The organism is Mesorhizobium escarrei, assembly GCF_935825525.1.
Lineage (GTDB): Bacteria > Pseudomonadota > Alphaproteobacteria > Rhizobiales > Rhizobiaceae > Mesorhizobium > Mesorhizobium escarrei.
Genome location: NZ_CAKXZT010000119.1, coordinates 205158 through 217119 on the forward strand (window position 1 = coordinate 205158; position 11962 = coordinate 217119).

General features: G+C 63.8%; 14 protein-coding genes. 10 read left to right on the plus strand and 4 right to left on the minus strand.

Annotated elements, in window-relative coordinates; all coding sequences use genetic code 11:
• Window positions 1–4: 4 nt before the first annotated feature.
• A complete protein-coding gene (locus NMG80_RS12415) occupies window positions 5–892 on the minus strand; it encodes a methyltransferase domain-containing protein (RefSeq protein ID WP_254018349.1) in 888 nt (295 codons plus the stop codon).
• A 53-nt stretch (window positions 893–945) separates the two neighbouring features.
• On the opposite strand from NMG80_RS12415, the gene NMG80_RS12420 reads away from it, so the two are divergent.
• The 6 genes from NMG80_RS12420 (at window position 946) to NMG80_RS12445 (ending at window position 4131) form a co-directional block, all read left to right on the plus strand.
• A complete protein-coding gene (locus NMG80_RS12420; RefSeq protein WP_254018350.1) occupies window positions 946–1731 on the plus strand; it encodes a ComF family protein in 786 nt (261 codons plus the stop codon).
• A 44-nt stretch (window positions 1732–1775) separates the two neighbouring features.
• Entirely contained in the window at window positions 1776–2054 is a 279-nt protein-coding gene (grxC, locus tag NMG80_RS12425; protein WP_254018351.1) for a glutaredoxin 3, read from the plus strand.
• Between the two features lie 2 nt (window positions 2055–2056).
• A complete protein-coding gene (locus NMG80_RS12430) occupies window positions 2057–2938 on the plus strand; it encodes a carbon-nitrogen hydrolase family protein (RefSeq protein ID WP_254018352.1) in 882 nt (293 codons plus the stop codon).
• On the plus strand, window positions 2935–3360 hold the full coding sequence (locus tag NMG80_RS12435) for a DUF1178 family protein (protein ID WP_077372759.1): 426 nt from the start codon (window positions 2935–2937) through the stop codon (window positions 3358–3360). The genes NMG80_RS12430 and NMG80_RS12435 overlap by 4 nt, the downstream gene beginning before the upstream one ends.
• A 248-nt stretch (window positions 3361–3608) precedes the next feature.
• Window positions 3609–3884, plus strand: a complete 276-nt coding sequence (locus tag NMG80_RS12440; RefSeq protein ID WP_254018353.1) for a BrnT family toxin — start codon at window positions 3609–3611, stop codon at window positions 3882–3884.
• Window positions 3853–4131, plus strand: coding sequence for a helix-turn-helix domain-containing protein (locus NMG80_RS12445; protein WP_027153345.1), 279 nt, complete (start codon window positions 3853–3855; stop codon window positions 4129–4131). The genes NMG80_RS12440 and NMG80_RS12445 overlap by 32 nt, the downstream gene beginning before the upstream one ends.
• Before the next feature lie 23 nt (window positions 4132–4154).
• On the opposite strand, the gene NMG80_RS12450 is transcribed toward NMG80_RS12445, so the two are convergent.
• Window positions 4155–4640: a MarR family winged helix-turn-helix transcriptional regulator gene (locus NMG80_RS12450; RefSeq protein WP_254018354.1), complete on the minus strand. Its 486-nt coding sequence runs from the start codon at window positions 4638–4640 to the stop codon at window positions 4155–4157.
• A gap of 98 nt (window positions 4641–4738) precedes the next feature.
• Between NMG80_RS12450 and NMG80_RS12455 the strand changes: the two genes are divergently transcribed.
• The gene (locus NMG80_RS12455) at window positions 4739–5665 is read left to right on the plus strand and encodes a DMT family transporter (protein ID WP_254018355.1); all 927 of its coding nucleotides are present in this window, start codon (window positions 4739–4741) and stop codon (window positions 5663–5665) included.
• 28 nt (window positions 5666–5693) lie between these two features.
• Here NMG80_RS12455 and ubiG read toward each other — a convergent pair whose 3' ends face one another.
• Window positions 5694–6443 carry a bifunctional 2-polyprenyl-6-hydroxyphenol methylase/3-demethylubiquinol 3-O-methyltransferase UbiG gene (gene ubiG, locus NMG80_RS12460; protein WP_254018356.1) on the minus strand — a complete coding sequence of 250 codons (750 nt, stop codon included), beginning with the start codon at window positions 6441–6443 and terminating at the stop codon, window positions 5694–5696.
• 357 nt (window positions 6444–6800) lie between these two features.
• Here ubiG and NMG80_RS12470 point away from each other — a divergent pair, with 357 nt between their 5' ends.
• The 3 genes from NMG80_RS12470 to prfA all read left to right on the plus strand — a co-directional run bounded on the left by NMG80_RS12470 (window position 6801) and on the right by prfA (window position 11790).
• Window positions 6801–8054, plus strand: coding sequence for an aspartate kinase (locus NMG80_RS12470; RefSeq protein WP_254018358.1), 1254 nt, complete (start codon window positions 6801–6803; stop codon window positions 8052–8054).
• Between the two features lie 181 nt (window positions 8055–8235).
• Window positions 8236–10506, plus strand: a complete 2271-nt coding sequence (gene ptsP, locus NMG80_RS12475) for a phosphoenolpyruvate--protein phosphotransferase (protein WP_254018359.1) — start codon at window positions 8236–8238, stop codon at window positions 10504–10506.
• A 204-nt stretch (window positions 10507–10710) separates the two neighbouring features.
• Window positions 10711–11790 (plus strand): peptide chain release factor 1, encoded by a 1080-nt coding sequence (gene prfA, locus NMG80_RS12480; protein ID WP_254018360.1) that lies wholly within the window; start codon window positions 10711–10713, stop codon window positions 11788–11790.
• Here the strand turns inward: prfA and NMG80_RS37830 are convergent.
• Window positions 11748–11962 (minus strand): hypothetical protein (locus NMG80_RS37830; protein WP_436798602.1); only part of this gene is annotated, 215 nt, incomplete at its 5' end. The two genes, prfA and NMG80_RS37830, sit on opposite strands and share 43 nt — an antisense overlap.

Below are 11962 nucleotides of genomic sequence, written 5' to 3' on the forward strand. Positions count from 1 at the left end.
CGGGTCAACGCCCGCCGGGGTTTTCCAGGATTGTCTTCAGCGATATTTTCGCCGAGCCCGGCTTCAGCGGTTTTTGCTGCGAGACGTCGGGCGCCCAGCCTGACATCCAGACGATCGGAAAACTCGCCCTGACGCGGCCATCGGCATCCGAAAATTGTTCGTCATAGATCTCGGCGGCGCGGGCAAACAGCTTTCGTGTGGCCGGTCGCCTGCTGCGGTCGATCAGAGCGCTGGTCTCGCCCATCGCACGCAGGTCTGCCATCAGGCCGAACAGGGAATCGTAGCGCACCGTCACCGTCTCGACGTCGGCGACGGGCAAGGCCAGGCCGGCGCGTTGCAAAAGCGCGCCGGCGTCGCGCACGTCGGTGAACGGGATGACGCGCGGGCTGGCGCCGCCATAAAACTCGGTCTCGGCGGCGAGCAGGCATTCGCGCAGCTCGGAAAGCGTGCCGGCGCCGGCAAATGCGCCGAGGAAAAGACCGTCCGGCTTCAGAGCGCGGCGGATCTGCACCAGCATGCCGGGAATGTCGTTCATTGCCTGAAGCGACAAAAGCGACACGGCGAGGTCGAGGCTTTCCGGCTCGAACGGCACGGTCTCCAGCGGCGCCACCAGTCCCGCGGCATCGCCCCCCGCTCCATCGCCCAGGAACGCCGCATCCGCCTCGACGCGCACGATGTCCGCCACCTTGCCGCTTGTCGCGAGCACGTCGACTGCCGCCGACGTCTGGCAAAACAGGACGGCCGCCCTGTCGAATTTGCGTTCCACCGCGCCCAGCCGCTCGGCAAGCTCCTCGGCCGCCCGCCGCATCAGGAAATCCGCACCGGCAGCCGGTCTGGCGAGCGCCCGGCGCTTGTGCGCCAGCCAGAGAGAGGTATCGACTATGGGCTGCAACTTACGGTTCCTGGTTTGCGCACTCTGATATAGGGCGGCGGAGAAAGAACCACGTGGCCGATCCAATGCCGGATATCAAGAGTATTGCTCGAAAGGCGTTGGACTGGCCGGCGCGCATCCTGTTTCCGCCGGTTTGCGCCGGCTGCCGGCGGCATGTCTCGCAGCCCGGCGTGCTGTGCGGCGCCTGCTGGCCGAAGCTCAGGCTTCTGGAGCGGCCATGGTGCCCGGTGATGTGCACGCCGTTCACCCATCACATGGGCGAGGGGTTCCTGTCGGCCGAGGCGATCGCCGACCGGCCGCCCTTCGAGCGCGCACGGGCTGCGGTCGCTTACTCCGGTGTCGCCCGCCAGATGGTGCAGGGGCTGAAGTACCAGGATCGCACCGATCTGGCGCCGTGGATGGCGCGCTGGATGCTGCGCGCCGGTGCCGAACTGATCGAGGAAGCCGATGTGGTGGTGCCGGTGCCGCTGCACTGGCGGCGCTTTTTCAGGCGCCAGTTCAATCAGTCGGCGGAACTGGCAAGGGCGGTATCGCAGCTTGGCGGCCTGCCTTTTGCGCCCTCCGCGGTCAGGCGCGTCAAACTCACCCGCCAGCAGGTCGGGCTGGAGCGGCGGGAACGCGAGGAGAATGTGCGTGCCGCCTTCAGAGTGCCGGAGGAGGCCGAGATCGAGATCGCCGGCCACCGGGTGCTCCTGATCGACGATGTCTATACCACCGGCGCCACTGTCCGCGCGGTCGCCAGGGCGCTGAAGAAGGGCGGTGCCGGGACGGTCGACGTGCTGACCTTTGCGCGCGTGCTGCCAGGGGACTTTCGGGCCGACGAGTCCGCGACTATATAGACTCTGCGACTATATAGACTTGGGAAAGGCAGGATTGCTGACCGATGGTCGACGTGACGATCTATACACGGATGATGTGCGGCTATTGCACGGCGGCCAAGCGGCTGCTCGAGCGCAAGGGTGTCGCCTACACCGAGCACGACGCCTCCTTCTCGCCGGACCTGCGCCGGGAAATGATTTCCCGCGCGAACGGCCGCTCGACCTTTCCGCAAATATTCATCGGCGACACCCATGTCGGCGGCTGCGACGATCTCCATGAACTGGAGGCGGAGGGCCGGCTGGACCGCCTGCTCGCCAATGGCTCGACGAATTTGAGGACATGACGATGGGTGCTTTCAAGGTGGCGGCGATCCAGATGCGTTCGGGCACCAGCCCGGAGCGCAACGCGGCCGATCTGGAACGGCTGGTGCGCGAGGCCGCGGGCCAGGGTGCGACCTATATCCAGTCACCGGAAATGACCGGTGCGCTGGTCCGCGACAGCCAAGCGCGGGCCGCCGCCTTCACGGCCGAGGACAAGGACATCATCGTCTCGACCTCGCGCAAGCTGGCGAAAGACCTTGGCATCTTCCTGCATATCGGCTCGACCGCCATCCTGCGCGCCGACGGCAAGCTCGCCAACCGCGCGCTTCTGTTCGGGCCGGATGGCGCCACGATTGCCACCTACGATAAGATCCACATGTTCGACGTCGATCTCGATAATAGCGAGAGCTGGCGCGAATCCGCCGCCTACGAGCCCGGCACCGAGGCCGTCGTCACCGAGATCAGCGGCGCCGGGATCGATGGTGCGAGACTGGGTTTCGCCGTCTGCTACGACCTGCGCTTTCCGCAGCTCTTCCGCGCCGAGGCGCTGGCCGGCGCCGACCTGCTTTCGGTGCCCGCTGCCTTCACCCGCCAGACCGGCGAGGCGCACTGGCATGTGCTGCTGCGGGCTCGCGCCATCGAGAACGGCGCCTATGTCGTCGCCGCGGCGCAAGGCGGACTGCACGAGGACGGCCGCGAGACCTATGGCCATTCGCTGATCGTCGATCCGTGGGGTCGCATCGTCGCCGAAGCAGCACATGACGAACCGGCGGTGATCGTCGCCGAGATCGACCCGGCGCAGTCGGCCGCCGCGCGCAAGAAAATCCCGAACCTAAGGAATGCGCGGGATTTTGCCGTAAACGGCGGACAGGCTGAGGCGCTGCCGCTCAGGAGTGCAGCATCTTGATCCGGTTTTCCCTGATCTGCGAGCACGAGCACGAATTCGAGGGCTGGTTTCGCAGCAACGACGATTTCGATACCCAGAAGAAGCGTGGCTTCGTCGATTGCCCGACCTGCGGCTCGCACAGGGTCGAGAAGGCGTTGATGGCACCGGCCGTCTCCACCGGGCGCAGCCGAGAAAAGATCGCGCTCGCCATGGGCGAGGCCCAGAAGCAGGCGCTGGCGCAATTGAAGGCGATGGCCGAGAAGGTGCGCGAGAACGCCGACTATGTCGGCGACAAGTTTGCCGAGGAAGCCCGCAAGATCCATTTCGGCGAGAGCGATCCGCGCGGCATCTATGGCGAGGCGACACTGGAGGAGGCCAAGAGCCTGGCCGAGGACGGCGTCGAATTCATGCCGGTGCCGGTATTCCCGGAGGATCGTAACTGACAGACTGGTGTGACGGTTGGTACCGGGAAGGGATTCCGCTTCGACCCGTTGCAGTCCTTGGACCATGTCGCACAATCGATTTATGCGAACGTTGCAAAAATCGGGCGCTAAACTGTCGCTTTAATCGGGATTTCGCGACAGTCGCAAAATCTGCATAGCTGCCGCGTCGCAAAATCCTAAAACCGATGTTAGCCCACGAGCGGATAAAGGGTTGCGTCCAATACGGGAATCCCGTAGAGTCGAGCCTCATGACGGAAGACAGGTTCGACCCCGTCAAGGATGCGGTCAACCGCGAAAAGCACAAGCTTCCGCTGGCCTTTGGCGACCGGATTTTTGCGGACGACAACCACCTGATTATCCCCTCGATCCGCGAGATCGACGGCGAGGAACGGTTCAAGGTGGTCGGTTTCGTCGGGGAGAAGCTGTTCACCGGCGTTTTCGTCTGGCGGGGCGACTTGCCTCGGTTCATCTCGGTGAGAAGGAGCAACAAGGGTGAAGAAAGAGCACATCACGCTGCCTGCTGACCCGACCGACGCCGAAGATTTCGACGTGACGGCCGAAGCACTGGACCGGGGCCAGCGCGCCCGCCTGATCCGCAGGACGAGGACTGGGCTTGGCCTGTCGCAAGCCGAATTCGCCAGCCGCTTCCGGGTCCCGGTCGGCACGCTGCGCGACTGGGAGCAGGCGCGGGCGACGGCGCCGGATTTCGCCATCGCCTATGTGCGGGTGATCGGCCAGCATCCGGACATGGTGGCAAAAGCGGTCGCATAGCTGGCGTTGCCTGCCGGCCGCCACTAGCTGACGCTCCCTATCAACTTCTCAAGCAGGCGAGCAAGTGTGTCCTGTTCGGCGCGCGACAGGCCGGAAAGTATCTCGTGTTCGTTGGCGACGTGAGCGGCGACCGCCTCATCGACCAATGCCAGACCTTTTCCGGTCAGTTGCACGACAACCCCGCGCCGATCGTTGGGATGCGGCCCGCGCATGATCAATCCTGACTTTTCGAGCCGGTCGAGCCGGTTGGTCATGGCGCCCGACGTCACCATCGTCGCTTCGTAGAGAGCGGTTGGCGTCAGCGCGTAAGGTGATCCGGAACGGCGCAGCGTCGCCAGCACATCGAATTCCCCGGTCTGCAACCCGAAACGCGCAAACAGCGGAGCGAGGCGTTCTCGTGCTATCAGCGACGAGGCTTCGTTCAACCGTCCAAGCACGGCCATCGGAGAGACATCCAAATCCGGCCGCTCTCGTTTCCACTGCTCGATGGCCTTCGCGGCGCGATCCATCTATATCACCGTTAAATATCTTGATGTTAAGAATCTTTGCATTATCTTACCTCAAGACACAATGCTGGCCAAGAGCCGCAAAGACAACAAGGTTCGTTATGAAATTTCTCTGGGATTCAGCGCTCGGCCTTTTGGTCGTCACCGGCGGCCTGCTCGGCCTGACGCTGCCGTTCGGTAAGATCGCCACGGCGGCCGGCGTTTCGGCCATGGTCTGGGCCCTCGTCATCTCGCTCGGCGCCGGCGGCGTGCTTTTGTGCGTCCTGCTGCTGCGCGGGCAGCGCATCCGGCTCAACCCGCACAGGCTGCGTTATTTCTTCGTGACCGCGGCGGTGTCCTACGCCTTCCCCAATCTCTTGATGTTCTCGGCCATTCCGCATCTCGGTGCTGGCTACACCGGTATCATGTTCACGCTGTCGCCGGTGGTCACACTGGTGTTTTCGATCCTGCTCGGCGCTCGGCGCCCCAATCTGCTTGGCGTCGTCGGCATTGTCGTCGGCTTCGTTGGAGCTGTCATGGTGGCGGTGACGCGTGGCGAGGCCGGCCAGCCGGCCGAATTTTTCTGGGTGGCGGTGGGGCTGCTCATCCCGGTCAGCCTTGCCGCCGGCAATATCTACCGCTCGGTCGACTGGCCCTTAGGAACCGGACCGATCGAGCTTGCCGTCGGCAGCCATCTGGCATCGGCTGCACTGCTTGTTTGCGGCATCTTCACGCTGCAGGGCGGCGGTTCGCTCGCCCTGCTCGCCGGCGTGCCGCTGGTGGTCGTCGGGCAGGTCGCGTCAGCCGCGGCGATGTTCGCTTTCTTCTTCCGGCTGCAGGCGGTCGGCGGCCCGGTCTATCTCAGCCAGATCGGCTATGTCGCAGCTGCGGTCGGATTGTTTGCCGGGACGATCTTTCTTGGCGAGCACTATCGATTGCTGACTTGGGCCGGTGCTGCCATCATTGTCGCCGGCGTGTTCATCACCACCAAAGCGCAAAGCCAGATCACACAGGCGCAAAGCCAGACGGGTGAGAAGGCGGCGGCGTGAGAAGGTTCAGACGTTTCGTTGAGAAAGTTCAGGCTGGTGCCTTCTCCGCCAGCACCATGTAGTTGACGTCCATGTCCTTCGACCGCTGCCAGCGGTCGGCGAGCGGATTGTAGGTGACGCCGGTGCGGTCGATGATGGCCAGGCCAGCGCCGGTTAGCGCCTTTTCCAGTTCGTCGGGCCGCACCAGCTTGCCGAACTGGTGGGTGCCGCGCGGCAACCAGCGCAGCACATATTCGGCGCCGATGATGGCCAGGCCCAGCGCCTTCAGCGTGCGGTTGATGGTGGCGACGAACATGATGCCGCCGGGTTTGAGCATCTCGCCGCATTTGGCCACGAACAGGTCGATGTCGGCAACATGCTCGACCACTTCCATGTTGAGGATGACGTCGAATTTCTCGCCGGCGTCAGCCAGATCCTCCGCCGTCGTGGCACGGTAATCCACCGTTACGCCCACCTCCGCCGCATGCAGCTTGGCCACTTCAATGTTGGTGGCGGATGCGTCGGCGCCGACCACTTCGGCGCCAAGCCGCGCCATCGGCTCGCACAACAGCCCGCCGCCGCAGCCGATGTCGAGGAAGCGCAGGCCCTCGAAAGGCCGCGCCGCGCGCGGGTCGCGGCCGAAGCGCGCCGCAACCTGGTCGCGTATATAGGCAAGGCGGATCGGATTGAACTTGTGCAGCGGGCGGAATTTGCCGTTCGGATTCCACCATTCGGCGGCAAGGGCGGAAAAGCGCTCCACTTCTCCGGCATCGATCGTCGATCGTCGGGGTTCTGGCATCGTGTGGTCTCCCGCAGACTCAAAAGTTCAGAGCGCGATCGGGCGCAAAACCGGATACCACTTTTGCTGATCGCGCTCTGGTGCGCTAGGAAGTCGGTCGGGAGCCAGCGAATGTCAAGGCAGCAAATTTCGGCTGCTGCCCGCTGCGCCTATGCGACAGGCATTCGGGCACGCGCTTTGCGCTCGCATGTCGCCTTCGTCGCCCAGGTGGCAGGCGGCAGGCAAGCGGCGGCACGCCTTGCGAAACCCCAAGCATTTGGCTAAGGAGGCCGCGAATTCAGCGGCTGGCCCAGCCCGACGCTGCCTTTCCGTTTTTCGGCCGCCGCTCCGGCACCCAGTCAAAGGCATTTCGCTTCCATGGCGCGCATCGTGATGAAATTCGGCGGAACCTCCGTCGCCGACATCGTCCGCATCCGCAATGTGGCGCGTCATGTCAAACGCGAGGTCGATGCCGGCCATGAGGTCGCGGTGGTCGTCTCGGCGATGGCCGGCAAGACCAACGAGCTCGTGCAGTGGACGCGCGAAGCCTCGCCCATGCACGATGCGCGCGAATATGACGTCGTCGTCGCCTCCGGCGAGCAGGTGACCGCCGGCCTGCTGGCGATCGCCCTGCAGAACATGGGCGTCCATGCGCGTTCCTGGCAAGGCTGGCAGATCCCGATCAAGACCGACAATGCGCATGGCGCGGCGCGCATTCTCGACATCGACGGCGCGTTCCTGATCAAGCGCTTCGGCGAGGGCCAGGTGGCGGTGGTCGCCGGCTTCCAGGGCATCGGGCCGGACAATCGCATCGCGACGCTCGGCCGCGGCGGCTCCGACACCAGTGCTGTCGCCATCGCGGCAGCGGTCAAGGCCGACCGCTGCGACATCTACACCGATGTCGATGGGGTCTACACCACCGACCCGCGCATCGAGCCGAAAGCGCGGCGGCTGGCCAAGATTTCCTTCGAGGAAATGCTTGAAATGGCCTCGCTCGGCGCCAAGGTCCTGCAGGTGCGCTCGGTCGAGCTTGCCATGGTGCACAGGGTGCGTACTTTCGTGCGGTCGTCCTTCGACGATCCCGACGCGCCCGGAATGGGGGATTTGCTCAATCCGCCCGGAACGCTTATTTGCGACGAGGAAGAGATCGTGGAACAGCAGGTCGTCACCGGAATTGCCTACGCCAAGGACGAAGCGCAGATTTCATTGCGCCGTGTCGGCGACCGGCCGGGCGTCGCCGCCGGCATTTTCGGGCCGCTGGCCGAGGCCAACATCAATGTCGACATGATCGTGCAGAACATTTCCGAAGACGGCAAGTTCACCGACATGACCTTCACCGTGCCGTCCGGCGATGTCGACAAGGCGCTTGCCGTGCTCGAGCGGCTGAAGACCACGATCGGCTATGACGTCGTGCAGTCGGAAGCCGGCATGTCGAAGGTCTCCGTCATCGGCATCGGCATGAGGAGCCATGCGGGCGTCGCCGCCACCGCTTTCAAGGCGCTGGCCGACAAGGCGATCAACATCCGTGCGATCACCACCTCCGAGATCAAGATTTCGATCCTGATCGACGGTCCCTATACCGAACTTGCGGTTCGCACTTTGCATTCCGTCTACGGTCTGGATAAGCAGTAGCAGACTGCATCGGCCCGAGAATCGGAGTCGATCTTCGAAAAGCACGATGCAGCAGATCGAAAGCCTTAGAGCGTCCTTTGGCGTCCAATTGGACGCATGGCGCTCTAATTGAGTTGTTGCGTGAGCGCCGGCCGCGGGGGAAACTGCGGCGGGCAAAATGTCCATTGGAGAACAAGCCGCGATGCGTGATACGGCCAGTGGCCCGCGCGTTTTGCTGAAACGGCTTCGCGAGCTCATGCAGGAGCCGCTGGAGCCGCAGGAGCGGCTCGACCGCATTGTGCGCGATATCGCCGCCAATATGGTCGCCGAAGTGTGCTCGCTCTATGTGCTGCGCGCCGATTCGGTGCTCGAACTCTATGCCACCGAGGGTCTGAACCCGAACGCCGTCCATTTGGCGCAGCTCAGGCTGGGGGAAGGCCTCGTCGGCACGATCGCGGCCTCAGCACGGCCGCTCAATCTCTCCAACGCGCAGGAACATCCAGCCTTCGCCTACCTGCCGGAGACGGGGGAAGAGATCTACAATTCCTTCCTCGGCGTGCCAGTGCTCAGGGCAGGGCGCACGCTCGGTGTGCTGGTCGTCCAAAACAAGACCATGCGCCACTATCGCGACGACGAGGTCGAGGCGCTGGAAACGACGGCGATGGTGATCGCCGAGATGATCGCGACCGGTGACCTTGCCCGGCTGACCCGGCCCGGGCTCGAACTCGACCTGCGCCGCCCGGTGAGTTTTACCGGCCTGTCCTTCAACGAGGGCGTCGGGCTTGGTCATGTCGTGCTGCACGAGCCGCGCATCGTCGTCACCAATCTGTTCAACGAGGACAGCGATGAGGAGATCAGGCGGCTCGATGCATCCCTCGGTTCGCTCAGGCTCTCCATCGACGACATGCTGGAACGCCGCGAAGTCGCCTTCGAGGGTGAGCACCGCCAGGTGCTCGAAGCCTATCGCATGTTCGCCAACGACAGCGGCTGGGTGCGCCGGCTGGAAGAGGCGATCCGCAACGGCCTGACGGCGGAAGCAGCGGTGGAAAAAGTGCAGAGCGACATGCGTGCCCGCATGCTGCACATGACCGATCCGTATCTGCGCGAGCGAATGAGCGATTTCGACGATCTCGCCAACCGGTTGCTGCGCCAGTTGATGGGGCGGGGGCCGGACGATGTCGCGGCCTCGCTGCCGAAGGACGCCATTATCGTCGCCCGCTCGATGGGGGCTGCCGAACTGCTCGATTATCCCAGAGACAAGCTGCGCGGACTGGTGCTCGAGGACGGCGCGGCGACCAGCCATGTCGTTATCGTGGCGCGGGCCATGGGCATACCGGCCGCGGGCCAGATGAGGGGCGCCGTTTCCATGGCGGAAAACGGCGACGCCATCATTGTCGACGGCGAAGAAGGCGCGATCCACCTTCGCCCCCAGCCCGACCTCGAAGCCGCCTATGCCGAAAAGGTCCGCTTCCGGGCGCGGCGGCAGGAGGTCTATCGCGAGCTGCGCAAGAAGCCGTCGATGACCAGGGACGGCGTCCAGGTCGACCTTTTGATGAATGCAGGCCTGGCCGTCGATCTGCCGCAGCTTGCGGAGGCCGGCGCCGCCGGCATCGGCCTGTTCCGCACCGAGCTGCAATTCATGGTCGCCTCGACCTTTCCGCGGGCGGAAGCCCAGGAACGGCTCTACCGTGACGTGCTCGACGCGGCGCGCGGCAAGCCGGTGACCTTCCGCACCATCGATATCGGCGGCGACAAGGTGCTGCCCTATTTCAAGGACACGATTCAGGAAGAGAACCCGGCGCTCGGCTGGCGCGCCATCCGCTTGACGCTCGACCGGCCGGGCCTGTTGCGCACCCAGATCCGCGCACTTTTGAAAGCATGCGGCGGGCGTGAACTGAAGCTGATGCTGCCGATGGTGACGGAGCTCGGCGAGATCGCCCAGGCGCGCGAAATCATCGATCGTGAAGTGCGGCATCTGTCGCGTTTTGCCCATCATCTGCCGACCAGCCTGAAGCTCGGGGCCATGCTGGAAGTGCCTTCGCTGCTGTTCCAGCTCGATGAGCTGATGATGGCCGTCGATTTCGTCTCGGTCGGCTCGAACGATCTGTTCCAGTTCGTCATGGCGGTCGATCGCGGCAACACGCAGCTTGCCGACCGCTTCGATGTGCTGTCGACGCCGTTCCTGCGCGCGCTGAAGCAGATTGCCGATGCCGGGGTGCGCAATCAAACCCCGGTGACCTTGTGCGGCGAGCTGGCCGGCAAGCCGATCTCGGCGATGGCGCTGATCGGCCTTGGCTACCGATCGATCTCGATGTCGCCGGCCTCGATCGGTCCGGTCAAGGCGATGCTGACGGAACTGCCGTTGGCCGAGCTGGAAGCGTTCTTCGACGACAATCTCATGGCGCCGGCACAGGGGTTGCCGATGCGGGCACTGCTGCAGGCCTTTGCCGACGACCGCTCCATTCCGTTATAGATTCACGTGAGGACGGCCTGCAAATGTCGATTTTCTGCGCTTCCGGTGCTCATGTACCTAAATGTACATTCCGCGCCGGCCTTCGCCGGCCGAAGCCCTCATCGATGCCTCCGCCCTATGAAGGCTACGGCCGGCGTAGGCCGGTTCTCGAAACTCGCCATTTTCGACTCGCCCTGACGTGAATCGTATCGAAGTTCCAGGATTATGATCAACCTGCCCCGCGACCGCATGGATCAAGTCGTCAAGCGTTTCGACATGCTCGAAGCGCAAATGTCGGCCGGGCCGGCAGCGGACGCCTATGTCAGGATGGCGTCGGAATATGCCGACATGCAGGAGATGGTGGCAAAGATCAGGGCGCTACGCACCGCTGAGCATGAACAGGCCGACCTGCAGGCGATGCTCGCCGACAAAAGCATCGATGCCGAAATGCGGGCATTGGCCGAGGCCGATCTGCCCGAGGTGAGGGAACGCATCGAGGCGCTGCAGAAGGACATCCAAATCCTGCTTCTGCCCAAGGATGCCGCCGACGACAAGAACGCCATCCTCGAAATCCGCGCCGGCACCGGCGGCGACGAGGCGGCTCTCTTTGCCGGCGATCTGTTTCGCATGTACGAACGCTATGCCGCGGCACGCGGCTGGCGTTTCGAGACGGCGTCGGCCAGCGAGGGCGAGGTCGGCGGCTACAAGGAAATCATCGCCACGATTTCAGGCAAGGGGGTCTTTGCCCATCTGAAATTCGAGTCCGGCGTGCATCGCGTGCAGCGCGTGCCGGCGACCGAGGCCGGCGGGCGCATCCACACGTCGGCGGCGACGGTTGCGGTGCTGCCCGAAGCGGAAGAGGTCGACATCGAAATCAGGGCCGAAGACATCCGCATCGATACGATGCGCGCCTCGGGTTCGGGCGGCCAGCACGTCAATACCACCGATTCGGCAGTGCGCATCACCCATCTGCCGACCGGCATCATGGTCGTGCAGGCGGAGAAGTCGCAGCACCAGAACCGGGCAAAAGCCATGCAGATCCTGCGCGCCAGGCTTTACGACCTCGAGCGCAGCAAGGCTGACGAGGAACGCTCCGAATCGCGCAAATCGCAGGTCGGTTCGGGCGATCGCTCGGAGCGCATCCGCACCTATAATTTCCCGCAGGGACGCGTCACCGACCATCGCATCAATCTGACGCTCTACAAGCTCGACCGGGTGATGATGGGCGAACTCGACGAGATCATCGACGCGCTGATCGCCGATCACCAGTCGAAGCTGCTCGCCGATATCGGCCTCGATGGCTGACAGGCTGCCCGGTAGGCCGGTGTGGCTTTGAATTCGAAATTCGTATCACGTTGGAGCAGCGCAATGACGAATTTCGGATTCAAAGTCACACCGGCAAGTTGCTGGTATCTAGTGTGGTGGATTTGAGGTTCCTGAACGCTGATGCCAACAAATAGCAGGAACCTCAAATCCA

What these genes read in the sequence shown, in the direction of transcription:
- grxC (WP_254018351.1), top strand. Translation starts at nt 1,776, where the DNA reads ATGGTCGACGTGACGATCTATACACGGATGATGTGCGGCTATTGCACG.
- NMG80_RS12430 (WP_254018352.1), top strand. Translation starts at nt 2,057, where the DNA reads ATGGGTGCTTTCAAGGTGGCGGCGATCCAGATGCGTTCGGGCACCAGC.
- NMG80_RS12440 (WP_254018353.1), top strand. Translation starts at nt 3,609, where the DNA reads ATGACGGAAGACAGGTTCGACCCCGTCAAGGATGCGGTCAACCGCGAA.
- NMG80_RS12450 (WP_254018354.1), bottom strand. Translation starts at nt 4,640, where the DNA reads ATGGATCGCGCCGCGAAGGCCATCGAGCAGTGGAAACGAGAGCGGCCG.
- NMG80_RS12455 (WP_254018355.1), top strand. Translation starts at nt 4,739, where the DNA reads ATGAAATTTCTCTGGGATTCAGCGCTCGGCCTTTTGGTCGTCACCGGC.
- ubiG (WP_254018356.1), bottom strand. Translation starts at nt 6,443, where the DNA reads ATGCCAGAACCCCGACGATCGACGATCGATGCCGGAGAAGTGGAGCGC.
- NMG80_RS12470 (WP_254018358.1), top strand. Translation starts at nt 6,801, where the DNA reads ATGGCGCGCATCGTGATGAAATTCGGCGGAACCTCCGTCGCCGACATC.
- ptsP (WP_254018359.1), top strand. Translation starts at nt 8,236, where the DNA reads ATGCGTGATACGGCCAGTGGCCCGCGCGTTTTGCTGAAACGGCTTCGC.
- prfA (WP_254018360.1), top strand. Translation starts at nt 10,711, where the DNA reads ATGATCAACCTGCCCCGCGACCGCATGGATCAAGTCGTCAAGCGTTTC.